This window comes from Kitasatospora sp. NPDC022785, from assembly GCF_055561295.1.
The window spans coordinates 24,023-48,928 of sequence record NZ_JBVHHB010000008.1 but is presented as its reverse complement, the minus strand read 5'-3'; the positions used below and the strand labels follow the sequence as shown (position 1 = coordinate 48,928).

At 74.1% G+C, this 24,906-nt stretch carries 22 protein-coding genes and 1 pseudogene; 10 read left to right on the top strand and 13 right to left on the bottom strand.

The features are described from left to right. Nucleotides 1-10: 10 nt before the first annotated feature. From ACZ3YO_RS15160 to ACZ3YO_RS15150, 3 genes are read right to left on the bottom strand one after another with little or no spacing between them, the layout of a single operon-like run. Nucleotides 11-493: a poly-gamma-glutamate biosynthesis protein PgsC/CapC gene (locus ACZ3YO_RS15160; protein ID WP_465569347.1), complete on the bottom strand. Its 483-nt coding sequence runs from the start codon at nucleotides 491-493 to the stop codon at nucleotides 11-13. Continuing rightward, on the bottom strand, nucleotides 490-1,959 hold the full coding sequence (gene pgsB, locus ACZ3YO_RS15155; RefSeq protein WP_465569345.1) for a poly-gamma-glutamate synthase PgsB: 1,470 nt from the start codon (nucleotides 1,957-1,959) through the stop codon (nucleotides 490-492). Before pgsB ends, ACZ3YO_RS15160 begins: the two co-directional genes overlap by 4 nt. A gap of 15 nt (nucleotides 1,960-1,974) precedes the next feature. Continuing rightward, nucleotides 1,975-4,218, bottom strand: a complete 2,244-nt coding sequence (locus ACZ3YO_RS15150; RefSeq protein WP_465569344.1) for a HAMP domain-containing protein — start codon at nucleotides 4,216-4,218, stop codon at nucleotides 1,975-1,977. Between the two features lie 210 nt (nucleotides 4,219-4,428). Here ACZ3YO_RS15150 and ACZ3YO_RS15145 point away from each other — a divergent pair, with 210 nt between their 5' ends. Further along, nucleotides 4,429-5,433: a hypothetical protein gene (locus ACZ3YO_RS15145; protein ID WP_465569342.1), complete on the top strand. Its 1,005-nt coding sequence runs from the start codon at nucleotides 4,429-4,431 to the stop codon at nucleotides 5,431-5,433. Between the two features lie 16 nt (nucleotides 5,434-5,449). Here the strand turns inward: ACZ3YO_RS15145 and ACZ3YO_RS15140 are convergent, their stop codons facing one another. Next, nucleotides 5,450-5,887 (bottom strand): gamma-glutamylcyclotransferase family protein, encoded by a 438-nt coding sequence (locus tag ACZ3YO_RS15140; RefSeq protein WP_396321347.1) that lies wholly within the window; start codon nucleotides 5,885-5,887, stop codon nucleotides 5,450-5,452. A gap of 78 nt (nucleotides 5,888-5,965) precedes the next feature. Here ACZ3YO_RS15140 and ACZ3YO_RS15135 point away from each other — a divergent pair, with 78 nt between their 5' ends. Together ACZ3YO_RS15135 and ACZ3YO_RS15130 are read left to right on the top strand one after the other, a co-directional pair. Next, nucleotides 5,966-7,420, top strand: a complete 1,455-nt coding sequence (locus ACZ3YO_RS15135; RefSeq protein ID WP_465550993.1) for an NAD(P)H-quinone dehydrogenase — start codon at nucleotides 5,966-5,968, stop codon at nucleotides 7,418-7,420. Nucleotides 7,421-7,656: 236 nt separating this feature from the next. Next, complete coding sequence (locus ACZ3YO_RS15130) at nucleotides 7,657-8,619, top strand: DeoR/GlpR family DNA-binding transcription regulator (protein WP_465569611.1); 963 nt, start codon at nucleotides 7,657-7,659, stop codon at nucleotides 8,617-8,619. A 96-nt stretch (nucleotides 8,620-8,715) separates the two neighbouring features. On the opposite strand, the gene ACZ3YO_RS15125 is transcribed toward ACZ3YO_RS15130, so the two are convergent. Continuing rightward, a complete protein-coding gene (locus ACZ3YO_RS15125) occupies nucleotides 8,716-10,491 on the bottom strand; it encodes an acetyl/propionyl/methylcrotonyl-CoA carboxylase subunit alpha (RefSeq protein WP_465569341.1) in 1,776 nt (591 codons plus the stop codon). Nucleotides 10,492-10,711: 220 nt separating this feature from the next. After that, on the bottom strand, nucleotides 10,712-11,464 hold the full coding sequence (locus tag ACZ3YO_RS15120; protein ID WP_465569339.1) for a hypothetical protein: 753 nt from the start codon (nucleotides 11,462-11,464) through the stop codon (nucleotides 10,712-10,714). Between the two features lie 106 nt (nucleotides 11,465-11,570). On the opposite strand from ACZ3YO_RS15120, the gene ACZ3YO_RS15115 reads away from it, so the two are divergent. After that, nucleotides 11,571-12,344 (top strand): alpha/beta hydrolase, encoded by a 774-nt coding sequence (locus ACZ3YO_RS15115; protein WP_465569338.1) that lies wholly within the window; start codon nucleotides 11,571-11,573, stop codon nucleotides 12,342-12,344. A 1-nt stretch (nucleotide 12,345) separates the two neighbouring features. On the opposite strand, the gene ACZ3YO_RS15110 is transcribed toward ACZ3YO_RS15115, so the two are convergent. From ACZ3YO_RS15110 to ACZ3YO_RS15095, 4 genes are all read right to left on the bottom strand, one after another. Beyond that, on the bottom strand, nucleotides 12,346-12,945 hold the full coding sequence (locus tag ACZ3YO_RS15110) for a nucleoside triphosphate pyrophosphatase (protein WP_465569337.1): 600 nt from the start codon (nucleotides 12,943-12,945) through the stop codon (nucleotides 12,346-12,348). A 35-nt stretch (nucleotides 12,946-12,980) separates the two neighbouring features. Further along, entirely contained in the window at nucleotides 12,981-13,106 is a 126-nt protein-coding gene (gene mmpB, locus ACZ3YO_RS15105; protein ID WP_396321341.1) for a morphogenic membrane protein MmpB, read from the bottom strand. A 145-nt stretch (nucleotides 13,107-13,251) separates the two neighbouring features. Beyond that, a complete protein-coding gene (locus ACZ3YO_RS15100) occupies nucleotides 13,252-13,467 on the bottom strand; it encodes an acyl-CoA carboxylase subunit epsilon (RefSeq protein WP_396321340.1) in 216 nt (71 codons plus the stop codon). 40 nt (nucleotides 13,468-13,507) lie between these two features. Beyond that, nucleotides 13,508-15,088, bottom strand: a complete 1,581-nt coding sequence (locus ACZ3YO_RS15095; RefSeq protein WP_396321339.1) for an acyl-CoA carboxylase subunit beta — start codon at nucleotides 15,086-15,088, stop codon at nucleotides 13,508-13,510. 263 nt (nucleotides 15,089-15,351) lie between these two features. On the opposite strand from ACZ3YO_RS15095, the gene ACZ3YO_RS15090 reads away from it, so the two are divergent. The 4 genes and pseudogenes from ACZ3YO_RS15090 (at nucleotide 15,352) to ACZ3YO_RS15075 (ending at nucleotide 20,151) form a co-directional block, all read left to right on the top strand. Next, entirely contained in the window at nucleotides 15,352-16,242 is an 891-nt protein-coding gene (locus ACZ3YO_RS15090) for a biotin--[acetyl-CoA-carboxylase] ligase (protein WP_465569336.1), read from the top strand. Between the two features lie 197 nt (nucleotides 16,243-16,439). Then, complete coding sequence (locus ACZ3YO_RS15085) at nucleotides 16,440-17,564, top strand: adenylate/guanylate cyclase domain-containing protein (RefSeq protein ID WP_396321337.1); 1,125 nt, start codon at nucleotides 16,440-16,442, stop codon at nucleotides 17,562-17,564. Between the two features lie 241 nt (nucleotides 17,565-17,805). Continuing rightward, nucleotides 17,806-19,035 (top strand): annotated as a pseudogene (locus tag ACZ3YO_RS15080) (GGDEF domain-containing protein); the annotation flags it as partial. 750 nt (nucleotides 19,036-19,785) lie between these two features. Then, nucleotides 19,786-20,151 carry a hypothetical protein gene (locus ACZ3YO_RS15075; protein WP_465569335.1) on the top strand — a complete coding sequence of 122 codons (366 nt, stop codon included), beginning with the start codon at nucleotides 19,786-19,788 and terminating at the stop codon, nucleotides 20,149-20,151. On the opposite strand, the gene ACZ3YO_RS15070 is transcribed toward ACZ3YO_RS15075, so the two are convergent. Then, nucleotides 20,148-20,759 (bottom strand): TetR/AcrR family transcriptional regulator, encoded by a 612-nt coding sequence (locus ACZ3YO_RS15070; protein WP_465569334.1) that lies wholly within the window; start codon nucleotides 20,757-20,759, stop codon nucleotides 20,148-20,150. The two genes, ACZ3YO_RS15075 and ACZ3YO_RS15070, sit on opposite strands and share 4 nt — an antisense overlap. 92 nt (nucleotides 20,760-20,851) lie before the next feature. Beyond that, nucleotides 20,852-21,697 (bottom strand): alpha/beta fold hydrolase, encoded by an 846-nt coding sequence (locus tag ACZ3YO_RS15065; protein WP_465569333.1) that lies wholly within the window; start codon nucleotides 21,695-21,697, stop codon nucleotides 20,852-20,854. Between the two features lie 143 nt (nucleotides 21,698-21,840). Between ACZ3YO_RS15065 and ACZ3YO_RS15060 the strand changes: the two genes are divergently transcribed. Next, nucleotides 21,841-22,329, top strand: a complete 489-nt coding sequence (locus tag ACZ3YO_RS15060; protein WP_465569332.1) for a MarR family transcriptional regulator — start codon at nucleotides 21,841-21,843, stop codon at nucleotides 22,327-22,329. Here ACZ3YO_RS15060 and fdhD read toward each other — a convergent pair. After that, nucleotides 22,319-23,143 (bottom strand): formate dehydrogenase accessory sulfurtransferase FdhD, encoded by an 825-nt coding sequence (gene fdhD / locus ACZ3YO_RS15055; protein ID WP_465569331.1) that lies wholly within the window; start codon nucleotides 23,141-23,143, stop codon nucleotides 22,319-22,321. The genes ACZ3YO_RS15060 and fdhD overlap by 11 nt on opposite strands. 150 nt (nucleotides 23,144-23,293) lie before the next feature. Here fdhD and hutH point away from each other — a divergent pair, with 150 nt between their 5' ends. Beyond that, nucleotides 23,294-24,877, top strand: coding sequence for a histidine ammonia-lyase (gene hutH, locus ACZ3YO_RS15050; protein ID WP_396321331.1), 1,584 nt, complete (start codon nucleotides 23,294-23,296; stop codon nucleotides 24,875-24,877). Nucleotides 24,878-24,906 lie beyond the last annotated feature (29 nt).

The window sequence follows — 24,906 nt, the reverse complement described above, 5'->3', positions numbered from 1 at the left end:
GTGGGCGGGATCAGGTACCGGGGAGGGCGCCGAGCAGCACACCGGCGGTGAGCACGACGTAGTTGGCGAGCGTCACCGTGCTGGTGGCCATCAGGGTGGCGGCCCGTGGCTGGCGGACCAGCTGGTACGCGATCAGGCCGGGGACGATGAAGCCGAGCGTCTGGTTGGCGTACAGGGTCGGCAGCTCGCGCTGGAGGACCAGCATCACGGTGGCCTGGAGCAGGACGCCGGTCAGCACCACGGCGGCGAACAGCCGCTTGCCGTAGAGGATCACCAGCTTCTGGACGACCCGGGTGGCGAGGTAGGTCAGCACCGTCACGCCGATCACGATCGCCACCCGCTGGACGTCCTCGACCAGGGTGAGGGCCAGCCAGCCGGGGGTGATCATGCCGCCGGGGGAGAGGTTGGTGGTCAGGTAGCAGACGAGTGAGAAGACCAGGCCGAGCGCGATGCCGATGGCGGCGATCTCGGGGGTGAGCTCGGTGGGGATCACTGCTGGTCTCCGTACGGGAAGGGCTGGCGCGGGCGGGCTGGGGCCGGGTCGAACCAGGAGTCGGGCAGCGGCTCGGGGACGTACACGGCCTGGACGTACGGCGGTTGCGGGTAGGAGGGTTCCGCGTACGCCGGCCCGGTGTACGCGGGCTCCGGGCGGTACGCCGGCCCGGGGTCGTCGTACGGCCGGTGGGTGGGCTCCGGGCGGTACGCGGGCCCGGGTTCCTCGTACGGCCGGTGGGCCGGCTCCTCGTCCGGCTCCTCGTACCGGGGGGCGTCCGGCTCCTCGTCCGGGGCCAGCCGGGCCAGCTCCTCCAGGAACAGCTCGCCCTGGCCGTGGATGTTGCCGATCGCCACCAGGGAGGAGTCCGGCCCGAGCCCGGCCAGCAGCTCCGCGGTGAGCGCCGCCGGGTCGCGCCGGTCACCGCCGAGGTCGACCACCCGCCCCTGCCAGCCGGCCGGGATGCCGTCCCGGGCGCTCCTGGTGGGGTGGCCGATCAGGAAGACGGTGTCCGGGTCGAGGTCCGGCACGATCTGGCCCATCTGGCCGTTGCGCTCGACGCGGTCCGGGCGGCAGTTGATCACCACGTTCAGCGGGCGGTGGATCGCGCCGAGGTCCTCCAGCTGGCGGACGTTCATCAGGGTGGACTCGGGGTCGTTGGCCGCGAAGACGTTGGCGAACCGCAGCGCCTTGCCGTCCTCGGTGCGGTAGCGCTCGACCGAGAGGACGCCCGGGTCCGGCGGTGCCTGCCACATGCCCTGCAGCGCCGTCTGCCGCTCGACACCGAGGAGTTCGGCGACGGCGAGGGCGATGGCCACGTTCTCCTTGAAGGTGAACCAGCTGAAGCCGCGCAGCTCCTCGTCGGTGACCGACTCCGGATCGACCACGATCAGCTCGCAGTTCCGCCTGGCCGCCTCCTCGCGCAGGATGTGCGCGCGCTCCTGCTCGGCGGTGACGCAGACGCCGCCGACCGGCATCGAGCGGGAGAGCGAGCGGGCGACGTCGTCAAGGGTCGGGCCCATCTCGGCGAGGTGGTCCTCGCGGACGTTGCAGAGCACACCGATGGTGGAGCGGATCAGCTTGGTCTGGTTGACCTCCTGGAGCGCCGGCATCACCGCCATGCACTCGATCACCAGGGCGTCCGGGCGGTAGGTGGCGGCGCGGCGGACGATGCCGATCTGCTCCACCACGTTGGCGATGCCGAACTTGCGGTAGACCGGCTCCTCGGTCGCGTCGGGGTGGATGAACCGGGCCGCGGTGCCGGTGGTCTTGGCGACGGTGACCAGGCCGCCGCCGCGCAGCGCGCCCGCGCAGAGCCGGGTGATCGAGCTCTTGCCGCGGATGCCGTTGACCAGCACCCGGGCGGGGATCTGCTCCAACGCGGCGAAGTGCCGGCGCTGCTCGACGATCCCCGCCACCAGCAGGACGGCGCAGCACACCAGCAGCACGAGGTAGAGGAAGAGCACTTCGGGCGGTCCTTCTCAGCGGGTGGCGGTGGGTGCGGCGGCGGACGCGGCGGCGGGTGTGCCGCCGGCGGGCCGGGGCCTGGCGACGGCTCCGAGGTCCTGGCGGATCAGCTCCAGGCTGCGGGCGACGGCTCCGACCTCGTCGTGGTGGACGGGGTAGAGCACGGTGCGGCGGTCCCCGGCGGCCAGCGCCTCGGCGCTCGCGGCGAGCCGGCGCAGCGGCAGGCCGACGGCGATGAAGAGCCAGCCGAGGCAGAGCGTGGCGGCGGCCAGGCCGAGCATGCCGGCCAGGACGGCGCGCCGGTCGGCCCGGTTCTGGTCGAGGTGCAGCCAGGCCACCGGGTGGGCGGTGACCACCGACCAGCCGAGCTTGGCGACGGTGCCGTTGCCGCCGAGCGGGGCGGCGGAGACCAGGGACGGGTCGCCGCCGCTCCGGACCACGTCGGCGGCGGCGTCCTTCTCGGCGGTCTCCAGGACGGCCTTGGCCCGGCCCTCGGGCAGATCGCCGAAGGAGCTGTAGCCCTCGTTGGCGGCGAGGACGCGCCGGCGGTCGTCGACCAGCCAGACCCGGCCGAGGCCGGGGCGGGTGAGCAGGGCGCTCAGGAAGTCGGTCTTGAACTCGCCGACCACCACCGGGCCCCTGCCCGTCCCGCTGTCGTCCCCGTCGTCCCCGTCGGGTGCGGCGGTGAGTGCCGCGCGGGCGGCGATCCGCGGCTCCTTGCCGGACGTGTTGAGCAGCAGGACGCCGTTCGGGCCGAGCGCGTCCGGCCCGGTGCGGTGCGGCGCCTCGCCGGCCTGGGCGAGCAGCTCGCCGCCTGCGCCGAGGACGTAGAGCGAGCGGTACCGGTCGTGCTCGGTGAGCGTGGCGCGGAGCAGGGTCGTGGCCTGGCCGACGGAGGCGTCGGCGAGTGCGGGGGCGAGCGAGCGCAGGTCGGCGTAGCCCTCGTTGAGCGCCTGGCGGACCCGGTCGGCGGCGGTGTCGGTGCGGTCCCGCTGGCCGGCCACCACCTGGGTGGGGACGCGGACCTCGGTGTCGGAGCCGCCGAGCAGGAGCAGCGGGCCGGACCAGCCGAGGATGACGACGGCGCACAGGGCGAGCGGCAGCGCGATGCCGGGGCGGCGGCGCTTCACCACCGGGGGGCCGGCCGGCGGGCGGGCCGGGTCGAGCAGCTGGAGCCGCAGCTCCTCCAGGGCGCGGTTGATCCGGCCGGCCTCGCCGCGCCCGGGCCCGCGGACCGGCTGGTCCAGCTCGCCGCGGGTCAGCCGGCGGGCTTCCAGGAACAGTCGGAGCAGCGGGCGTTGGAGGGTGCGGATCAGGAACCAGGCCAGCAGCAGGGCGACCAGCAGCAGCGCGCCGGCCGCGGCCAGGCCGAGGGCGGGGTGGCGCAGGCTGCCGGGCTTGCCGTCGATGGTGCTGGTGGAGACCACGGTGAGACCGAGCGGGGAGGCCGGGTCGTGCCCGTCGGCGGGGGCGACGGCCGCGTAGCCGGCCACCCGGCGGACGCCCTTGTCGTCGGGGCTGCCGGCCAGACTGCCGGAGGCGCTCTCGCCGGGCACGGGGCGGGCGAGGGAGGCGTGCTCCCGGGCGGTGGCGACGAGCCGCTTGTCGGGCTCGGCGAGCGGGGCGCCGGTGGAGTCCAGGACGGCGCCGGTGGCGTCGAGGACCTGGATGGTCTGCTCCTTGCGGGTGGCGATGCCGGGCAGCCGCAGGTTGTCGGAGGCGACGAGCAGGGCGCGGCCGTCCGTCTTGGTGGTGACCAGGGCGAAGGTCAGCAGCCGGGTGCCGGCGGCGGAGGGCACCAGCAGCGGCGCGGGCGCGGTGTCGGTGACCTTGGCGAGGTCGAGGCCGGCCAGCGGGACGGTCTCGCCGCGGGCGGCGAGCAGCCGGCCGGTGCCGGGCCGGACGATCACGGTGCCGCGCCACTTCTGGTACGCCTCGCCGAGCGCGGTCAGGACGGCGGCGGGCTCGGCGGGTGCGCTGTCGTAGCGGGCGGCGGCGCGGCGCAGGTCGGTGGCGCTCTCGTGGAGTCCGGCGCGGAGCGAGGCGGCGGTGTCCTCGGCGGCGAACTGGTGGGACTCGCGGACGGCCAGCGGGGTGTCGTCCACGCGGAGGCCGCCGACGGCCAGCGCGGTGATCGCGGCGACGGCCAGCAGCAGGATCAGCAGCAGGGCGATCGGCGGGCGGATGCCTCCGAGCAGCGGCATGTCGGCCCGGCGGCGATAGCGGTGCTGTCGCGGCGGGTTGCTTGCCGTGCTCACGGGGGCCTCGTCATCGGTTCGGGGGCGGCGGCGCGCCCGCCTCCCCCGTGGAGCTTCGCCGCGACCTGTGGTCAAGCCACGGTCAAAACCTGACGAGCTTACGAGTCGGTTCACCGAATGCTGTCACGTTTCCATATCGAACCAGAGAAGCTTCGGTGTCTATTGGTTTGGATCATGGAAAGAGAGGCAATCAAGGTAGGTTCTCGCCCCATGGAGACTCTGCCCGTGAAGAGCGCGGGTTCCCGGCGCTCGGTGGTGCTGCCGGTGGCGGTGCTGCTGGTGCTGGCGGCGCTGGCCGTCGGGCTGACCGTCGCGGCCCGCGGCTCGGCCGGCCGGACGACGGCGGCGGTGGGCCCGGCCGGGCCGGCGGCCCCGAGCGGCCCGCAGCCGGTGGACCTGGCGGCCCGGGTGGACGCGTACAGCGCGGGCTTCGCCCCCGACACCCCGTACTCGGTGCCGGACGCGGTCCAGCGCAGGGCCGTCGCCGACGGGGTGCTGGCGGCGCTCGACGGGCGGCCCGAGCAGGCGGGCCGCGCGCTGGCACCGGTCGGCTACCGGCTGAACGAGTTCACCGAGGCGGGCAGCGGGCGCCGGGTGGCCGAGATCGCCGAGGACACGGCGGGGACGGCGGACGGGCGCGGCTGGGGCCGGGTCTACCTGGACCTCTCGGTGAAGGACTACTGGACGGTCCAGGTGCCGCACCCCGTCTCCGACAGCCGTACCGAACGGCTCGGGGTGGAGCTCTTCCGGGCCGCGCCGGGCGCGGTGCTGGTACTCGCCGGGGCGCACCGCAGGGCGGGCGCGGACGGCTCCTCCGACCCGGCGCACCGCAGCGACACGGTGTTCGCCGCCGTGATCGAGGCGCTCACCGCGCGCGGGCTGCCCGGCATCCAGGTGCACGGCTTCGACGAGGGGAGCCTGCCCGGGCAGGACGCGGTCGTCTCCGGCGGCACCGGACAGGCCGGGCCGGCCGCCGAGCTGACGGCCGGCGGGCTCGGGCAGGCCGGGTTCGCGGTCTGCCGGGCGTGGCGGGAGAAGTGCGGGCAGCTGGAGGGCACCACCAACGTCGAGGGCCGGTTCGCGGCCGGTCTCGCGGTGCCGTGGCTGCACGTCGAGCTGGCCAACGCGCTGCGCACCGAGGCGGCCCGGCGGGCCGCGGTGGTGAGGGCGCTGGCCGCCACGGCCGTCGCCTGGCGCAGCCCGGCCACGCCCTGACAGGGCCCGGCACGACCTAGCAGGGGCGGCGGCGCAGGTCCAGGACGTAGTCGTGCGGAGCGCCGGCACTCTCCGCGGCGTCGGCGATCAGCCCGAGGTAGCGGGCGGCGGGAAGGCCGCCCTCGTAGTCGTTGAGCACGTACGTCCAGACCGGGATGTCGCCGTCCAGGGTGTGCGCGCGCAGCTTGATCTTGCGGTAGATGCCGAGCTGGACGCCCTCCCAGCGGTCGAGGCCCTCCTCGTCCATCGGCGCGACGTCGTACAGCGAGACGAAGACCTGGTCCTTCTCGTCCTCGACCACGGTGGCCAGCGAGCCCTCCCAGCCGAGCTGTTCACCACCGAAGGTGAGCCGCCAGCCGTCCAGCCACCCGGTACCGCGCAGTGGGGAGTGCGGCGCGCGGCGGGTCATCTGCCGGGCATCGAGGTTGGTGGCATACGCGGCGTAAAGGGGCATGGGGGGAAGCCTACGTTCACGGGGCGATTGCACAGAAGCCCCGACCCCGGCGTGGCAGTGCTCCCGGCGTACGGGACAATGGGCAATGTGACTCGGATCGTGATCATCGGTGGCGGACCCGGCGGCTACGAGGCGGCGCTCGTCGCCGCCCAGCTCGGCGCGGAGGTGACCGTCGTCGACCGCGACGGTCTGGGCGGATCGGCGGTGCTCACGGACTGCGTGCCGTCGAAGACCCTGATCGCGACCGCGGAGGTGATGACGACCTTCGACAGCTCGTACGAGGAGCTGGGCATCATCGTCGCCGACGACACCCCGCCGCTGGAGCAGCAGGCGAGGGTGGTCGGCGTGGACCTCGGCAAGGTCAACCGACGGGTGAAGCGTCTGGCCATCGCGCAGTCGCACGACATCACCCAGTCGGTGACCCGCGCCGGCGTCACCGTGCTGCGCGGCCGGGGCCGGCTCGGCACCGGCGGGCAGGCCGTGGACGGCTCCCGCGAGGTGCTGGTGGACGCGCCCGACGGCACCGTGCAGTCGCTGCGCGCCGACGCGGTGCTGATCGCCACCGGCGCCCACCCGCGCGAGCTGCCGGACGCCCAGCCGGACGGCGAGCGGATCCTGACCTGGACCCAGGTGTACGACCTGGACGAGCTGCCGCGCGAGCTGATCGTGGTCGGCTCCGGCGTCACCGGCGCCGAGTTCGCCGGCGCGTACCAGGCGATCGGCTCCAAGGTCACCCTGGTCTCCAGCCGCGACCGGGTGCTGCCCGGCGAGGACCCGGACGCCGCCGAGGTGCTGGAGGAGGTCTTCCGCCGCCGCGGCATGAACGTGATGAGCCGCTCCCGCGCCGAGGGCGCCAAGCGCGTGGGCGACCACGTCGAGGTGACCCTCTCCGACGGCACGGTGATCAAGGGCACGCACTGCCTGATGGCGGTCGGCTCGATCCCGAACACCGCGGACATGGGCCTGGAGGAGGCCGGGGTCAAGCTCAACGACTGGGGCCAGATCCAGGTCGACCGGGTCTCGCGCACCAGCGCCCCCGGCGTGTACGCGGCCGGCGACTGCACCGGCGTCTTCATGCTCGCCTCGGTCGCCGCCATGCAGGGCCGGATCGCGATGTACCACGCGCTGGGCGACGCGGTGCAGCCGCTGAACCTGAAGACCGTGGCCTCCAACGTCTTCACCGACCCGGAGATCGCCACCGTCGGCTACACCGCCGCCGACGTGAAGTGCGGCAAGATGGACGCGGTCGAGATCAAGCTGCCGCTGCGCGGCAACCCGCGGGCCAAGATGCAGGGCATCCGGGACGGCTTCGTGAAGCTGTTCTGCCGCCCGGGCACCGGCATCGTGGTCGGCGGCGTGGTGGTCGCCCCGCGCGCCAGCGAACTGATCCACCCGATCTCGCTCGCGGTGGACGCCAATCTGACGGTCGAACAGGTGGCCAGCGCCTTCACCGTCTATCCGTCGGTCTCCGGCTCGACGGCCGAGGCCGCCCGCCAGCTCCACATCAGGAAGCGGGCCGAGGGCGAAAACTGAGCACCTGACGCGAAGTTGAGGGCGGCTGCCGGTCGGCGGCCGCCCTTCGCGCGTCCCGGGGAGTCACCCGGACGGCGGGCGCAGTCCCGGATTGCTGACGGCGCGTATTGTACGGTCACGCGCCGCTCGTGCGTGAGCAATTCCGGCTACCAGCTGCAAACGCCTGAAAGCAGACGGTCACGCAGGTTACCGTCGGTTCTGTGTTTGCAGCAGAACGTCGCCAGTTGATCCTCGAAATGGTGCGCGCCAACGGAGCCGTGTCGCTCCGTGAACTGGCCCGCGTCGTCCAGACCTCCGAAGTGACCGTGCGCCGAGACGTACGGGCGCTGGAGGCAGAAGGGCTCCTCGACCGCCGGCACGGCGGCGCGGTGCTCCCCGGCGGCTTCAGCCGCGAACCCGGCTACCCGCAGAAGACCCACCTCTCCGCGGCCGAGAAGAGCGCCATCGCCGATCTCGCCGCGGGCCTGGTGGAGGAGGGTGACGCCGTGGTGGTCGGCGCCGGTACCACCACCCAGGAGCTGGCCCGCAGACTGGCCCGGGTGCCCGGGCTGACGGTGGTCACCAACTCGCTGCTGGTCGCCCAGGCGCTGGCGCACGCCAACCGGGTGGAGGTGGTGATGACCGGCGGCACCCTGCGGGGCTCCAACTACGCCCTGGTGGGCAGCGGGGCCGAGCAGTCGCTGCACGGGCTGCGGGTCTCCAAGGCGTTCATCTCCGGCAGCGGGCTGACGGCCGAACGCGGCCTGTCGACCACGAACATGCTCTCCGCGAGCGTGGACCGGGCTCTGGTGCAGTCGGCCGCCGAGGTCATCGTCCTCGCCGACCACACCAAGCTCGGCGCGGACACCATGTTCCAGACCGTGCCGACCGAGACCATCACCCGGCTGGTCACCGACGAGCACGCCACCTCCGACGACGCCACCGCGCGCGAGCTGGACGCGCTCGCCGACTGCGGCGTGCAGATCGACCTGGCGCCGCTCGGTGCCGCCCCCACCGGGGACGCCCCGGTGCACGGCACCGGCAGCGGTCCCGTGCACCAGACCCAGCCCGGCCCGATGGCCCGCAGGGCCGCCCCGCCGCCCGGGGGCACCCCGCTGCCCGGCCAGCGCCGCCCGGGCGCGCACGGCGGCCCCGCGGGCCCCGGCGGGCCGCTGCCGGCCCGGCTCGCCGAGCTGGGCGGCATCCCGCGCGTGCGGTAGCCGGCGCCCGGCGGCGCCGGCGGCCGCTCCGGCCGGAAACGGAACCGGTCCGCACACCACGGGGGTGTACGGACCGGTCCGGCGAACGAGACTTCGTCAGTCCTTGATCTCGCAGAGGGCGGCGCCGCTGGAGACGCTCGCGCCGACCTCGGCCTTGAGGCCGACCACGGTGCCCGCCTTGTGCGCGTTCAGCGGCTGCTCCATCTTCATCGCCTCCAGGACGACGATCAGCTCGCCCTCCGCGACGACCTGGCCCTCCTCGACGGCGACCTTGACGATGGTGCCCTGCATCGGCGAGGCCAGGGTGTCACCGCTGACCGCCGAGCCGGCCTTCTTGGCGCCCACCCGGCGCTTGGCCTTGGCCGCACCGGCCGCACCCGCGGCCGGAGCCGCGGAGACGCCCAGCGAGGACGGCAGTGAGACCTCGATCCGCTTGCCGCCGACCTCGACCACGACGGTCTCCCGGCCCTCGGCCTCCTCGCCCTCGCCGGGCGCACCCGCGAAGGCCGGGATGGTGTTGTCGAACTCGGTCTCGATCCACCGGGTGTAGACCTTGAACGGCCCCTCGCCGCCGTGCACCTCCGGCGCGAACGCCGGGTCGGTGACGACCGCCTGGTGGAACGGGATGGCGGTCGCCATGCCCTCCACCTTGAACTCGTTCAGCGCGCGCCTGGCCCGCTCCAGGGCCTGCTTGCGGGTGGTGCCGGTGACGATCAGCTTGGCCAGCAGCGAGTCCCAGGCCGGGCCGATGACCGAGCCGGTCTCCACGCCGGCGTCCAGCCGGACACCCGGCCCGGACGGCGGGGCGAACAGGGTCACGGTGCCGGGGGCGGGCAGGAAGTTGCGGCCCGGGTCCTCACCGTTGATGCGGAACTCGATCGAGTGACCGCGCACCTCCGGGTCGTCGTAGCCCAGCTCCTCGCCGTCGGCGATCCGGAACATCTCGCGGACCAGGTCGATCCCGGTGACCTCCTCGGAGACCGGGTGCTCGACCTGGAGGCGGGTGTTGACCTCCAGGAAGGAGATCAGCCCGTCCTGGGAGACCAGGAACTCGCAGGTGCCGGCGCCGACGTAGCCGGCCTCCTTCAGGATGGCCTTGGAGGCCCGGTACAGCTCGGCGTTCTGCTCGGCGGTCAGGAACGGCGCGGGCGCCTCCTCGACCAGCTTCTGGTGCCGGCGCTGGAGCGAGCAGTCACGGGTGGAGACGACCACCACGTTGCCGTGCTTGTCCGCCAGGCACTGGGTCTCGACGTGCCGCGGGTTGTCCAGGTAACGCTCCACGAAGCACTCGCCGCGACCGAAGGCGGCGACCGCCTCGCGCACCGCGGACTCGTACAGCTCCGGGATCTCCTCCAGCGTGCGGGCGACCTTCAGGCCGCGGCCGCCGCCGCCGAAGGCCGCCTTGATGGCGACCGGCAGGCCGTTCTCCCGGGCGAACGTGACGACCTCGTCGGCGCCCGAGACCGGGTCCGGCGTGCCGGCCACCAGCGGGGCGCCGGCGCGCTGCGCCACGTGCCGGGCGGTGACCTTGTCACCGAGGTCGCGGATGGCCTGCGGGGGCGGGCCGATCCAGGTCAGGCCCGCGTCGATGACGGCCTGGGCGAAGTCGGCGTTCTCCGATAGGAAGCCGTAACCGGGGTGGACGGCGTCCGCTCCCGAGTCGGCGGCGGCCTTGAGGACCTTCGCGATGTCGAGGTAGCTGGTACCGGGGGTGTCGCCGCCCAGCGCGTAAGCCTCGTCGGCCGCGCGGACGTGCAGCGCATCCCGGTCCGGCTCGGCGTAGACGGCGACGCTGGCGATACCGGCGTCCGAGCAGGCCCGGGCGACGCGGACGGCGATTTCTCCGCGGTTGGCGATGAGCACCTTGCGCACTGTGGCTCCCTTCTTGAACCTGATCGAGTCTATGGATTTCTCGGTAGTACCGGCGAGTAGCCCAAGGTTGTGAACTATCCCACACGGAGGGTGATGCGTCCGGCGGGCCGATCCGCGGCCCTGCCGGGGTCGTCCCAGGTGGCGGCCGGTGAGGCCGCCGCGGCCCGCCCCGCGCGGGTGGTGACGGGGAGGTACGGCGACGCGGTGGCCTTGGCCACACTCACGGCACGGGGGCCGCGGAGGCACTCCTTTCGAGTGCCCTCGCCGTCACGTCGGCGGCCAGCTCGACCACGTCGGGGCCGTACGCCCTCGGGTTGACGACCCTGAGGACGAGGGCGAAGGTGCCGCCCGCGCCGTACGTGCGGGCGAGCCTCCGGTGGTTGGCGACCAGGTAGCGCACGGCGGCGTGGTTGGAGACCGCGGTCTGTCCTGCGACCAGGAAGGCGGGCCGGCCGTCGGGTGAAGGGTGCAGCCGGGCCAGCAGCACGAACGCCTGGCCGCCGGAGGGCGCGGAGCCGGGCTCGTACCGGTACTCCTCGCCCCCCACCGCCAGCGACAGTTCGGGGGCGCTGCTGCCCACGTCCTTGAAGGTCACCCCGGGCAGCCAGGAGGCCAGGTGCGCCTCCGTCCGGTCGTTGCTGGACGGGCCGCCGAGGCAGAACTCGGCCTTGTGGCCCAGCCCCTGGCGGACGTCCTCGTGGCCGACCAGGTCGGCCTGGGCCCCGCACTCCTTGACCAGCGCGGCCAGCTCCATCAGTGCGAACACGTCGTTGCGCGAGACGCTCTTGCCACTGGCCGAGGCGGTGTGCCGGTTCACCACCAGCAGGCACTCGCTGCCGGCCGGCAGGCCGAAGAACGAGCGGACGCGTTCCAGCCGCCGTCTTCGGCGCAGGTTCTGGCCGAGCCAGCCGAGCCCGGCACTGAGCGCGCTGGCGACCAGCCCCAGCACCACGTTGAGCAGACCGTCGGTCACCTGCCCGTCCCCTTCCCCGCTCTCCGTTCGAACGTCCGTCAGACTAGCGGCGGTTGACCGTCCCGGGCCATTGACGGAGGCGGAACGTCCTCCTAGCGTGCGGCAGATGAGGCTCTTCAGGGGGAAGTCGGGGGTGGCGGCCGCCGCCGTAGGGGTACTGGTCCTCGCCGGCTGTGGCAGTTCGGGCACGACCGCGGCACCGAGTGGTGCCCCGCCGGGCAGTGCTTCGCCGACGGCCGGACCGGCCCGGACGCACGGCTGCCTCACCGAGGCGCAGGCCAAGGCCGGCAGCATCGACCTGCCGGCCTCCTCCGGCATCCGCCCGGCGTACTTCCAGCAGGCGGACGCCGGGCCGGCCCGGACGGCCGTGGTCTTCTCGCACCAGCTCGACGGCTCCCTCTGCGACTGGGTGCCCTACCTGCCGGAGTTCACCAAGGCCGGGTACGCCGTACTGGCCGCCAACGTGCCGGGCAGCCCCGCGAACGACCTCCCGGCCGCGCTGACCTGGCTCGGGGCCAAGGGCGTCACCAGGGTGGTGCTGGTCGGCGCCTCCAAGGGCGGCACCGGCTCGCTGGTGGCCGCCGCCGAGCCGACCCCGCTGCCGGTCGCCGCCGTGGTCTCGCTCAGCGGCCCCGCACAGTACAGCGGGGACAACGCCGGGAAGGCCGTGCGGACTTCGCAGGTGCCGGAGTTCTTCGCCGCGGAGGAGGACGACTCGCCGTTCGCCGAGGACGCCCGGACGCTGCACACCGCCGCCGCGGCGCCGGTCAAGCAGCTCAAGATCTACCCGGGCTACCGTCACGGCGCGGACCTGCTCGCGGACGGCGCGCTGCCGGACGTGCTGTCCTTCCTCGCCCAGCAGGCCCCGGCGGCCGGGTGAGTCAGGCCCAGAGGTCGGTGATGCGCACGCCCAGCCCGGCGAGGAGGGTGCGCAGCAGCGGCAGCGAGAGGCCGATGACGTTGCCCGGGTCGCCGTCGATCCCCTCGACGAACGGCGCCGAGCGGCCGTCCAGGGTGAAGGCGCCGGCCACGTGCAGCGGTTCGCCGGAGGCGATGTAGGCGGCGACCTCCGCGTCGTCCGGGGTGCCGAAGCGCACGGTGGTGGAGGCGGTGGCCGAGGACTGCTCGCCGGTGACGGTGTCGATCACGCAGTGCCCGGTGCGCAGCACGCCGGAGCGGCCGCGCATCGACTGCCAGCGGGCCAGCGCCTCGGCGGCGTCGGCGGGCTTGCCGAGCGCCAGGCCGTCCAGCTCCAGCACCGAGTCGCAGCCGATCACCAGCTCGCCGTCGGTCAGCTCGGCGGCGACCGCCTTCGCCTTGGCCTCGGCCAGGACGAGCGCGAGCTCGCCGGGGGTGGCGGCGGTGATCGCGTCCTCGTCGACACCGCTGACCACCACGCGCGGGTCGAGGCCCGCCTGGCGCAGCAGCCCGAGGCGGGCGGGGGAGGCGGAGGCGAGGACGAGGGCGCGGCGGTCGGTCATGCCCACCAGGGTAGGGGGTTCCTCCGCGCGTCCGTTCAGACCATCAGGAGAACGGCGAACACCAGGAGGAAGGCGGCGAGCACAGGACCGGCGCGGCGCAGTTTCTCCTGCACCCGCCGGGCCTCGGGGGAGGGCTCGTCGCGGGGGTCTGACCAGAGCACCCCTCCAGGGTGCGCCGGGGGGACGCGGTGGCGCCTGAGTATCCGTACTCAGCTTTCGGGGCAATCCGGGCGTGCCCGTGCGAGCGGACGCGGAGCAGGGGAGCCGGCCCGGCCGGCTCCCCTGCTCCGCGCACCGGTGCCGGCCCTAGCCGGCCCAGCCCGAGGTGCGCCAGACGTTGACGCCGGGCCGCGGGGTGCCCCGCAGCCGGCGGGCGCGGTCGTTCCAGGGGGAGTCCGGGCCGGCACCGGCACGGGCCGCCTCGGCGGCCTGTGCGGCGGCGGCCCGGGAGTGGACCACCGCCAGGACGGTGGCCAGCTCCTCGGGGGTCGGCTGCCCGTGCAGCACATGGATCGGGGCCATGGCTCAATCCTCTCGCGACGGCCGCTGGTGGGGGAGGGGCCTACAGGGGGATGTTTCCGTGCTTCTTCGGCGGCAGCACCTCACGCTTGCCACGCAGCGCCCGCAGACCGCGGACGATGTGCCGGCGGGTCTCGCTCGGCGCGATGACCGCGTCCACGTACCCGCGCTCGGCGGCCAGGTAGGGGTTGAGCAGGGTGTCCTCGTAGGAGGCGATCAGCTCGGCGCGCTTGGCCTCGACGTCGTCCGCGTCCGCCAGCTCCCGCCGGTGCAGGATGTTGACCGCGCCCTGTGCGCCCATCACCGCGATCTGCGCGGTCGGCCAGGCCAGGTTGAGGTCCGCGCCCAGGTGCTTGGAGCCCATGACGTCGTACGCGCCGCCGAAGGCCTTGCGGGTGATGACGGTGATCAGCGGGACGGTCGCCTCGGCGTACGCGTAGATCAGCTTGGCGCCGCGGCGGATGATGCCGTCCCACTCCTGCTCGGTGCCGGGCAGGAAGCCGGGCACGTCGACGAAGGTCAGCACCGGGATGTTGAACGAGTCGCAGGTCCGGATGAACCGGGCGGCCTTCTCGCTGGCGGCGATGTCCAGGCAGCCGGCCAGGTCCATCGGCTGGTTGCCGACGATGCCGACCGGGTGGCCCTCGACCCGGCCGAAGCCGGTGATGATGTTGCCGGCGTACAGCGGCTGGGTCTCCAGGAACTCGCCGTCGTCGAGGACGTGCTCGATCACCTTGTGCATGTCGTACGGCTGGTTCGCCGAGTCCGGCACCAGGGTGTCGAGTTCGAGGTCCTCGTCGGTGACGGTGAGGTCCGCCTCCTCCGGGAAGGCCGGCGGGTCGGAGAGGTTGTTGGAGGGCAGGTACGAGAGCAGGCTCTTGACGTACTCGACCGCCTCCTTCTCGTCGGTGGCCAGGTAGTGCGCGTTGCCGGACTTGGTGTTGTGGGTGCGCGCGCCGCCCAGCTCCTCCATGCCGACGTCCTCGCCGGTGACGGTCTTGATGACGTCCGGGCCGGTGATGAACATGTGCGAGGTCTGGTCGGCCATCACCACGAAGTCGGTGATCGCGGGGGAGTAGACCGCGCCGCCCGCGCAGGGGCCCATGATCAGCGAGATCTGCGGGATGACCCCGGAGGCGTGCACGTTGCGGCGGAAGATCTCGCCGTACAGGCCGAGCGAGACCACGCCCTCCTGGATCCGGGCGCCGCCGGAGTCGTTGATGCCGATGACCGGACAGCCGGTCTTCAGCGCGAAGTCCATCACCTTGACGATCTTCTCGCCGAAGACCTCGCCGAGCGAGCCGCCGAAGACGGTGAAGTCCTGCGCGAAGACGGCCACCTGACGGCCGTCGACGGTGCCGTAGCCGGTGACGACGCCGTCACCGTAGGGGCGGTTCTTCTCCTGGCCGAAGTTGGTCGAGCGGTGCCGGGCGAACTCGTCGAACTCCACGAAGGAGTCCTCGTCCAGCAGCTCGACCACGCGCTCACGGGCCGTCAGCTTGCCCTTGGCGTGCTGCTTCTCCACGGCCTTGGCGGACCCGGAGTGCACCGCCTCGTCGATCCTGCGCCGCAGGTCGGCGAGCTTGCCGGCGGTGGTGTGGGGGTCGTACGGCGCCTCGGTCATCCGGTGGCTCTCCCTGATCCATGGGCCGCGACCTGTCGGGTTACTGCGCGGGCCAGGATGGGGGCCCGCGCACGAGGGCAGGGCGGCGCAACGAACTACCGTTGAGTAGCGTAGCCAGCGCGCAGGGTTTGCCGTTATGGCCAGCGACACAGTGTGTCAACGCTCGTTCTGCGGGACGATAAGGCGGCCTACGGCTTGTGGGTCCCGTCCGGCCGGTCGCGCTGCTCCGCCGGATCGACCCGGCAGGACCTAGTCTCGTCGCCATGACCTCAGAGACCCCCCGCCGTAGTGGACTGCGCGGCTTCGGCCACGCCGGGCCGTCGCCCTGGACCGACCTGGACCGGCCGCCGCTGGACACCGAGGCACTCCGCCGCGACCTGGTGCTTCCGGGCGGGTTCTGGACCTCGCTGGACGTCGTCGCCGAGACCGGCTCGACCAACAGTGACCTGGCCGCGCGCGCCAAGGAGGGCGCTCCGCAGGGCGCCGTGCTGGTCGCCGAGGCGCAGAGCGCCGGGCGCGGGCGGCTGGAGCGGCAGTGGACGGCGCCGGCCCGTTCCGGGCTCTTCCTCTCCGTCCTGCTTCGCCCGGACGAGGTACCCGTCGAGCGGTACGGCTGGTTGCCGATCCTGGTCGGCGTCGCCGCCGCCAGCACGCTGAGCCGGGTCGCCGAGGTCGAGGTCGGCCTGAAGTGGCCCAACGACCTCCAGGTCGGCATCGGCGGCGCGGAGCGCAAGCTCGGCGGCATCCTGACCGAGCTGAGCGGCGGCGCGGTGGTCGCCGGCCTCGGCGTCAACGTCTCGCTGCGGGAGAGCGAGCTGCCCGTCCCCACCGCCGCCTCGCTGGTCCTGGCCGGCGCCGCCGTCACCGACCGGGCCACTCTGTTGCGCGCGCTGCTGCGTGAGTTCGCCGGCCTCTACACGGAGTGGACGGCGGCCGCCGGCGACCCCCACGCCAGCGGCCTGCTACGCGCGTACGCGGACCGCTGCACCACCCTCGGCCGGGAGGTCAGGGTGCACCTTCCCGGTGACCGCGAGCTGCTCGGCGAGGCGGTGGCGGTCGACGGCGACGGCCGGCTCGTGGTCCGCACCCCCGACGGCGCCCGGCGCGCGGTCGGCGCGGGCGACGTCGTGCACGTACGCCCCGTGCCGAGCTGAGCGGGACCGGCCGACCGGGACCCGCCGGGCGGGACTCTTCACCTCCCCTTGACTCGGGCGGATGCCCCGGATCGCGCGATTCCGTGCGAACATTCCACCTGGCAGCAGTGTGAGGCGCGCCACTGCCCGCCGGGTGGCGGGCGCGCCCGGACAGGCAGGACACGAGGCAAGTGCGGCAACCGCACGGGGACGGACCGGTGGCAGAGGACGGCAGCAGCGGCGGAACGGCGGGCGGCCACGACCAGACGGTCGCGCTCGACCTGGAACGCCTGATCCTGGACGCACCACGCCGCTACACCCCGTACCAGGCCGCGCGCGCCGCCGACGTCCCGATGGAGCTGGCCACCCGCTTCTGGCGGGCCATGGGCTTCCCGGACATCGGGCAGTCCCGGGCGCTCACCGACGGCGATGTGATCGCGTTGCGCCGGCTGGCCGGGCTGGTGGAGTCGGGCCTGCTCAGCGAGTCGATGGCGATCCAGGTGGCGCGGTCCACCGGGCAGACCACCTCCCGGCTGGCCGGCTGGCAGATGGACACCTTCCTGGAGAACCTCACCCAGTCCGTCGAACCCGGCCTGACCCGTGCCGAGGTGGCGTACCCGCTGGTCGAGCTGCTGCTGCCGGAGCTGGAGCAGTTCCTGGTCTACGTCTGGCGCCGGCAGCTGGCCGCCGTCACCGGCCGGGTGGTGCAGGCCGCCGAGGACACCGAGATCACCAGCGGCCGGCTCGCCGTCGGCTTCGCCGACCTGGTCGGCTTCACCCGGCTCTCCCGCCGGCTGGAGGAGGAGGAGCTCGGCGAGCTGGTCGAGACCTTCGAGAACACCTGCTCCGACCTGATCGCCGGCCAGGGCGGCCGGGTGATCAAGACCCTCGGCGACGAGATCCTCTACGTCTCCGAGGACCCGGCCACCGCCGCCGAGATCGCGCTCTCCCTGGTCGAGGCGCTGGCCGAGGACGACTCCATCCCCGCGCTGCGGGTCGGCATGGCCTTCGGCACCGTCACCTCCCGGATGGGCGACGTCTTCGGCACCACGGTCAACCTGGCCAGCCGGCTCACCTCGATCGCTCCCAAGGACGCGGTGCTGATCGACGGCGAGTTCGCCACCGCACTGGAGCAGAACGGCAGCGTCGCCCCCGCCGACGCGGACGGGCCGGGCCTCGCCGACGTGCTGTCGGCCTCCGCCGGACTCCCGGCCTCCGGCCTGCCGGTGCCCGGGCCGGATGCCGGGCACCGGTTCAACCTCCAGCCGATGTGGCGCCGCCCGGTGCGCGGGCTCGGCCTGGTCGAGCCGTGGCTGCTGTCGCGGCGCCAGCGTTCGGAGTAGCGCGTGTCCGCGGTGTGAAGCCGGTGCGTGCCCGGCGTGGCCGAACGGTTGAAACCCGTACGGCCGCGTGGATCCTTCCCGGCAAACGGGGCATAACCGAATGAAACCGCCATAGTCTTGGTGCAAGCGGCCGTACGGGTGCAGCTTCTCGGCGGGTGCGGGCCCCGGCGGGTCGCGTCCTGGGGGGCCGAGCAGGGCCGGGCACAGGGAGCGAGGCGAGCCGGTGAGCAGTGAGGCGATCATGACGGACCGCGGCTGCGAGTACGACCGGTCGCAGCCGCCGGCCGCCGCCACCGACGGGCGGCTGAAGTCCGTGGTCGAGCTCGCCCAGGACATGGCGGGTGCCCTCACCCCGCTGGAGGCCGTCCGGGCGGCCGCCGTCCGTGCCACCGAGGCGCTCGGCGCCACCATGGCCGCGGTCTCGGTCTGGGACCGCGAGTCCGGCCGGCTGCGGGTGCTGGTCAACCACGGGGAGCTGGCGCCGGGGGAGGAGGAGCTGCCGGAGGACGAGTCCTACCCGGTGGCCGACTTCCCCGAGATCGTCACCTATCTGGAGGAGCGCTGGACCACCGGCCGCCTCCCGCGCGCCTGGCTGCAGAGCGCCGAAAGCTCCGAGCCGCACGCCGGGCACTCGCACCCCACCGCCGGCGCGTACTGCCAGGAGCGCGCCGCGGCGCTGCGCCGACGCGGACGGGCCTGCTGCGTGGTCGCCCCGATCGTGTTGCACGGGCAGGCCTGGGGCGAGCTGTACCTCGCCAGGACCGTCGGGGAGCCCGAGTTCACCGAGGCCGACGCCGACTACGCCACCCTGCTGGCCGCCCAGATCTCGGCCGGCCTCGCCCAGACCGAGCGCCTCGCCGACCTGCGCAAGCTCGCCTTCTCCGACCCGCTCACCGGCCTGGCCAACCGGCGCGCGGTGGACGCCCGGCTGGAGAGCGCGCTGGAGGCGCACAACCGGGACAACACCGTCGTCTCGCTGGTGGTCTGCGACGTCAACGGCCTGAAGCGGGTCAACGACCAGCTGGGCCACGAGATGGGCGACCGGCTGCTCGAACGCTTCGCCCACCAGCTGTCGCTGGCCGCCGCCAAGCTGCCCGGCAGCCTCGCCGCCCGGCTCGGCGGCGACGAGTTCTGCCTGCTGGTCGAGGGGCAGAAGGCGGACGAGGTGGTCGCCGTGGCCGAGGAGCTGTGCGCGCGGGCCCTCGCGCTCGCCGAGGGCGAGGGCGTCGCCTGCGGGGTCGCCTCCACCGGGGACTCGATCGGCCCGGTCACCACCGCCGACCGGCTCTTCCGGCTCGCCGACGCCGCCCAGTACCGGGCCAAGGCCGCGCGCGCCGCCCACCCCGTGGTCGCCGGGCGCAGTCACGGCCCCGGCTTCTCGCCCGACCCGACCGTGCTGCTCGCCGACGCCGCGGACCCGCACCACCGGGCCGACGCCCGGGGCCGCGGCAGCGGCCGGGCCGGGGCCGGCGACCGGCGGCGGTTCCGCGGGGCCGCGCACAGCGCCGATCCGGGCCAGCTGCTCACCGCCGTGCTCGCCGCTCTGGACCAGCACGGCGTGGTCCGCTCCGTGCACCCCGCCGACACCATCGGCAAGCTGGCCGTCGTCGCGGAGACCTCCGCCCGGCTGCTGGACGCGGTCGGCTGGTGGATCTCCTACGTCCCGCCCGGCTCGCACCTGATGCGGACGGCGCAGCACGCCGTCTACCGGATGACCAGCGGGCCCAGCAGCAGCCGGGCGGAGACCCAGCGGGCGCAGATCGAGGCGCCGGACGCCGTCTTCGACCTGCGGCACTACCCGATGACCCGGCGGGCCGTCCGCGGCGACGCCTTCGCCCTGCGGGCCGGCTCGGCGGGCAACGACCCGGCCGAGGAGGCCATGCTGGTCGTCTCCGGCTACCGCGGCATGGTCGCCGCCGGCGGCCAGAACGCGGCGGGCGGCTGGCTGGTCGAGCTCTTCGCCGACGACGCCACGCTCCCGCTGGGCCAGGCCGCCTGCGCCATGCGCGCCCTGGTCGCCGTCGCGCTGTCCGGCCCGGCCTCCCCGCCGCCGGGCTGAGGCCTCGGGGCGCGGGGTTGTGCCGGTTCGGTGACCGGTCGGTTCCGAGCAGGTCGCGGTCCGGTGTGGAGGGTGCCGGGGGGTTGGGCGCGGGCGGGCGGGCGTGGGATGGTGTCCGCGGTCGGCGGGCCATGGGGGCCGGCCGGATCGGGGGTTCACACCATGCGCGCTCGTCTGACGAGCCTCGTCCTCACCGCCGTGCTCGCCTTCGGCGGCGCCGCGCTCGCCACCGCGCCGGCGGCCTCGGCGGCCCAGGCCGCGCCGCGCGCCGCCGCGGTGAGCACCGCCGTCCAGGGCGCGCCGGCCGCGGCTCCGGCTGCCGCGCCGGCCGCGGCCCCGGCCGTGGGGGTGGCGGCCGACCGGCACGACACCACCCGGTTGGCCGGGTCGAAGGACAAGGCGAAGAAAAAGAAGAAGAAGGGCTTCAGCAAGATCATCGGCCTGCTCATCGGCGTCGTGGTGGTGCTGGTGGTCATTGCGGTGATCATCGCGGTGGTCGTGGCGCTCCGCCGCCGCAACCGCGGCTAGCTGTCGCCCCCCGAGGCTCCGAGCGCGCGCAGGACCGCCTCCACGAGGCGGTCCGCGTACGCGTGGTCGAGCGGGCCGAGGCCGTGCAGCCAGCGGTAGTACATCGGGCCGTAGAGCAGTTCGACGGCGAGGTCGAGGTCGGCGTCGGCGTCGATCTGGCCGGCCGCGCGGGCGCCGCGCAGGCGCTCGCGGGTGACCTCCAGCAGCGGATCCATCAGGCGTTCGCGGTACTCGCGGAGCAGGGTCGGGTCGAGCAGGTACTCGGAGACCAGGCCGCGGCCGGCGTTGTCGAAGGCCGGGTCCACGAGCTGGTCGGCGGTCGGCCGCAGGACGGCCCGCAGGTCGGCGGAGAGGTCGCCGGTGTCGGGCAGGGCGAGGCTGCCGGAGGCGTCCTCGTTGGCGGCCTGGAAGGCGTCGAAGACCACCGCGCCCTTCGAGGGCCACCAGCGGTAGATGGTCTGCTTGCCGACGCCGGCGCGGGCGGCGATCGCCTCGATGGTGAGCTTGCCGAAGCCGACCTCGGCGACCAGTTCGGCGGCGGCGGCGAGGACGGCCTGACGGGAGCGCTCGCTGCGGCGGGCGGGGTCGGGTGTGCTGCTGCGGGTCATGGCCCCAGTCTAGCGCCATGGCGAAACGATACGTCTCGTCTTGACAGTCGCGAGGGGTGTTCCCTGCTGGATCCGGCCGGTGCCCCGGAGGCTCAGCCGGCCTGGGCCGCGGCCGTCAGCACCTCGTCGAGCCGCGCCGCGAACGCGCGGGGGTGTGTCAGGTTGCCGTTGTGGCCGCCGGGGAGGCGGGTGAGGCCCGTGCCGAGCCGCCCGGCCAGCACCTCGGCGCAGCGGTAGCTGTAGACCGTCGGGTCGGTGGCCGCCCCGACGGCGGGCACCACCCGGGTGGGCCCGGCGGCGAGCGCGTCGGCCCCGGCGGTGCCGAAGGTGCTCCGGCGCAGGGTGGTCAGGTCGTGGGCGAGGAAGGCCGTGAAGTCGGCCGCGCGCTCCGGGCCGAACGGCTGCGGACGGACCTCGGGCTCGCGCTCCTGGCGGGCCGGGTCGATCCCGGTGGCCGCCATCACCCCGCGCAGCGCCGCCTGCCAGCCGTCCCGGTGGAACACCTCCTGGATGCCGGCCAGCGCGTCGAGGGTCCCGGTGCACTCCTCGGCCGGCAGCAGGCGTGGTGCGGCCGGCTCGTGGGCGATCAGGGTGCTCAGCTGTCCGGGGTGGTCGTGGGCGAGCTGGAGGCCGATGAGCCCGCCGAAGCTGCAGCCGAGCATCAGGGCGGGCAGGTCGGTGACGGCGGCGAGCAGCCGGTGGACGTCGTCGGCGTGCTCGGCGACGGTCGGGGTGCGGTCCGGCTCGTCGAGGGTGCTGCGGGAGAGGCCGCGTCGGTCGTACGTGACCACGGTGTAGCGGCCGGCCAGTCGGGACACCAGGTCGGCGCTGCGGTCGGCGTTGCCCTCGCCGCTCTGGGAGATCAGCAGGACCGGGCCGGCGCCCTGAACCTGGTAGTGGATGCGGGCGCCGGCGGTGGCGAGCAGTGCGGTGGTCATGGCTGGGTTCCCTCCCCTGGGGCGGCCGGGTGGCCGCCGTCGGCTTCTGGGCTCCACCGTAAAGCATCCTTTTCGATACATCAAGATAGATGTATCAAGATGGATGGATCTCTTTCGATGCGTCTCTGGGGTACCTTGGCCCCATGAACGGAGTCGAACTGCTGCTGCTCGGCCGGACGTTGGCGAAGATCGGCGAGGAGGCCATTCCCACCGAGGGGATCGGCAAGCACGCCACCGGAGTCAGGGCGGTCGTCGTCGTCATGAGCGACATCTACGAGCATCCGGACAGCGCCGTCGGCGAGATCGCCGCGCGGACCGGCCTGCCGCAGAGCCAGGTGTCCGCGGCCGTCGCCCGGCTCCGGGAGGCCGGGTCGATCGTCACCGGGGCCGACCCCCGGGACCGCCGCCGGCTGCTCGCCCGCCGTGCGCCCGAGCTCTCCGCCCGCCGGGCCGAGGTGGCTGCGGCGCCCGTCGACGCCGCGTTGGCGCGGGCGCTCGGCACGGACGACCCGGCTGAGCTGGCCGAGGTGCTGGCGGCGCTGGGGGTGCTCGCCCGCCGGCTGACGCCCGCCTCGCTGCGGCGCCTTCGGGCGGAGGTGGAGGCGGGCGAGGGCCGGGCGGTCAGCCGGTGACGCGGTCCGGGCGGGTGTAGACGTTGGCGCCCTCGCCGCGCAGGAAGCCGACCAGGGTCAGGCCCAGCTCCTCGGCGAGGTCCACCGCGAGCGAGGACGGCGCCGAGACGGCCGCCAGCAGCGGGATGCCCGCCAGTGCGGCCTTCTGGGTCAGCTCGAACGACGCCCGGCCACTGACCAGCAGGACGTGCCCGGCCAGCGGCAGCCGGCCCGCGCGCAGCGCCCAGCCGACCACCTTGTCCACCGCGTTGTGCCGGCCGACGTCCTCGCGGGCGCAGAGCAGCTCGCCGGTCGTGCCGTCGAACAGCCCGGCCGCGTGCAGCCCGCCGGTCGACTCGAAGGTGCGCTGGGCGGCCCGCAGCCGGTCCGGCAGCCCGTACAGCAGCGCGGGTGGGACGCTCAGCGGGTCGTCCGCGACCGGGTGGCGGACGTGCGTGCGGACGGCGTCCACGGTGTCGCGGCCGCAGAGGCCGCAGGCGCTGGTGGTGAGCAGGTTGCGGTGGGCGGAGAGCGGGACGGCGCCGGCGCCGCACAGCGTCGCGTCCACCACGTTGTAGGTGTTGGCGCCGGTCTCGTCCGTCCCGGCGCAGTAGCGCAGCGCCGCGAGCTCCTCCGCCGTGTGCACCAGCCCCTCGCCGACCAGGAAGCCGGCCACCAGGTCGAAGTCCTGCCCGGGGGTCCGCATGGTCACGGTGAGCGGCTCGCCGCCGAGCCGGATCTCCAGCGGCTCCTCCGCCGCCAGCGCGTCCGGCCGCGTACTGCGCGCGTCCCCCCGCAGCCGCACCACCCGCCGTCGCGCCGTCGCCCGCGTCATCGCCCCGCCACCTCCGTGCCGTCCGTCACCCCCACAGCGTGCGCCACGGGCCGGGGTAACCGAAAATCCTGCTGACGGGCGCAGTGTCCGTGGCGGCCGATTGGCCCAGGACGGTTGTCATATCTTCATTCACCTGATGTGATGGTGTATATGGATATGCACAGTGCTGCGGCCCCCCACGCGCCGCTCGTCCAGGTCGGCAAGGCCGACGTCAGTGCCGAGGACGTGCTGGCCGTCGCCCGGGGCAACGCCAAGATCGAGATCGGCCCCGACGCGCTCGCCGAGATGGCGGCCGCGCGCGCCCGGATCGACGCCCTCGCCGCCGAGCCGCGCCCCGTCTACGGCGTCTCCACCGGCTTCGGTGCACTCGCCGTCCGGCACATCAGCCCCGAGCTGCGCGCCCAGCTCCAGCGCTCGCTGGTGCGCTCGCACGCCGCCGGGATGGGCCCGGCGGTGGAGCGCGAGGTGGTCCGCGCGCTGATGTTCCTGCGGATGAAGACGCTGGCCTCCGGCCGGACCGGTGTGCGCCCCCTGGTCGCCCAGACCATGGCCGCCATCCTCAACGCCGGCATCACCCCGGTGGTCCGCGAGTTCGGCTCGCTCGGCTGCTCCGGCGACCTCGCGCCGCTCTCGCACTGCGCGCTGGTGCTGATGGGCGAAGGCGTGGCGACCGGCCCCGACGGCGTCGAGAAGCCCGCCGGCGAGCTGCTCGCCGCGGCCGGCATCGAGCCGGTCGAGCTGCTGGAGAAGGAGGGCCTGGCCCTCATCAACGGCACCGACGGCATGCTCGGCATGCTGGTGATGGCCATCTCCGACCTCCAGCGCCTGTTCACCACCGCCGACATCACCGCCGCGATGACCCTGGAGGCGCTGCTCGGCACCGACAAGGTGCTCGCCCCCGAGCTGCACGCCCCGATCCGCCCGCACCCCGGCCAGGCGCTCTCCGCCGCCAACATGCTGGCCGTCCTCAAGGACTCCGGCCTCACCGGCCACCACCAGGACGACGCGCCGCGCGTCCAGGACGCCTACTCGATCCGCTGCGCCCCGCAGGTCGCCGGCGCCGGCCGCGACACCCTGGCCCACGCCGCACTGGTCGCCTCCCGCGAGCTGGCCGCCTCCGTCGACAACCCGGTGGTGCTGCCGGACGGCCGGGTCGAGTCCAACGGCAACTTCCACGGCGCCCCGGTCGCGTACGTGCTGGACTTCCTCGCCATCGCCGCCGCCGACCTCGGTTCGATCTCCGAGCGCCGCACCGACCGGCTGCTCGACAAGGCCCGCTCGCACGGCCTGCCGGCCTTCCTGGCCGACGACCCGGGCGTGGACTCCGGCCTGATGATCGCCCAGTACACCCAGGCGGCGCTGGTCAGCGAGAACAAGCGGCTCGCGGTGCCGGCCTCGGTCGACTCGATCCCGTCCTCGGCGATGCAGGAGGACCACGTCTCGATGGGCTGGTCCGCCGCCCGCAAGCTGCGCCAGGCGGTCGAGAACCTCGGCCGGATCCTCGCCGTCGAGCTGACCGCCGCCTCCCGTGCGCTGGAGATCCGTCAGCAGGCCGACTCCAGCGGCACGGTGGCCCCCGCCACCGCCGCCGCCATGGCGGCGGCCCGCGAGGCCGGGGTCGGCGGCGCCGGCCGCGACCGCTTCCTCTCGCCGGACCTGGAGGCCGCCGCCGCGCTGGTCGCCTCCGGCGCGCTGCTGCAGGCGGTCCAGAAGGTCACCGGGCCGCTGGCCTGACGCACGCCCACGCGGCCGTCGTGGAGCGG

Coding starts and splice junctions, on each gene's coding strand:
- ACZ3YO_RS15145 (WP_465569342.1), top strand. CDS start 4,429: ATGGAGACTCTGCCCGTGAAGAGCGCGGGTTCCCGGCGCTCGGTGGTG.
- ACZ3YO_RS15140 (WP_396321347.1), bottom strand. CDS start 5,887: ATGCCCCTTTACGCCGCGTATGCCACCAACCTCGATGCCCGGCAGATG.
- ACZ3YO_RS15135 (WP_465550993.1), top strand. CDS start 5,966: ATGGGCAATGTGACTCGGATCGTGATCATCGGTGGCGGACCCGGCGGC.
- ACZ3YO_RS15130 (WP_465569611.1), top strand. CDS start 7,657: ATGGTGCGCGCCAACGGAGCCGTGTCGCTCCGTGAACTGGCCCGCGTC.
- ACZ3YO_RS15115 (WP_465569338.1), top strand. CDS start 11,571: ATGAGGCTCTTCAGGGGGAAGTCGGGGGTGGCGGCCGCCGCCGTAGGG.
- ACZ3YO_RS15110 (WP_465569337.1), bottom strand. CDS start 12,945: ATGACCGACCGCCGCGCCCTCGTCCTCGCCTCCGCCTCCCCCGCCCGC.
- ACZ3YO_RS15100 (WP_396321340.1), bottom strand. CDS start 13,467: ATGGCCCCGATCCATGTGCTGCACGGGCAGCCGACCCCCGAGGAGCTG.
- ACZ3YO_RS15095 (WP_396321339.1), bottom strand. CDS start 15,088: ATGACCGAGGCGCCGTACGACCCCCACACCACCGCCGGCAAGCTCGCC.
- ACZ3YO_RS15090 (WP_465569336.1), top strand. CDS start 15,352: ATGACCTCAGAGACCCCCCGCCGTAGTGGACTGCGCGGCTTCGGCCAC.
- ACZ3YO_RS15075 (WP_465569335.1), top strand. CDS start 19,786: ATGCGCGCTCGTCTGACGAGCCTCGTCCTCACCGCCGTGCTCGCCTTC.
- ACZ3YO_RS15070 (WP_465569334.1), bottom strand. CDS start 20,759: ATGACCCGCAGCAGCACACCCGACCCCGCCCGCCGCAGCGAGCGCTCC.
- ACZ3YO_RS15065 (WP_465569333.1), bottom strand. CDS start 21,697: ATGACCACCGCACTGCTCGCCACCGCCGGCGCCCGCATCCACTACCAG.
- ACZ3YO_RS15060 (WP_465569332.1), top strand. CDS start 21,841: ATGAACGGAGTCGAACTGCTGCTGCTCGGCCGGACGTTGGCGAAGATC.
- fdhD (WP_465569331.1), bottom strand. CDS start 23,143: ATGACGCGGGCGACGGCGCGACGGCGGGTGGTGCGGCTGCGGGGGGAC.
- hutH (WP_396321331.1), top strand. CDS start 23,294: ATGGATATGCACAGTGCTGCGGCCCCCCACGCGCCGCTCGTCCAGGTC.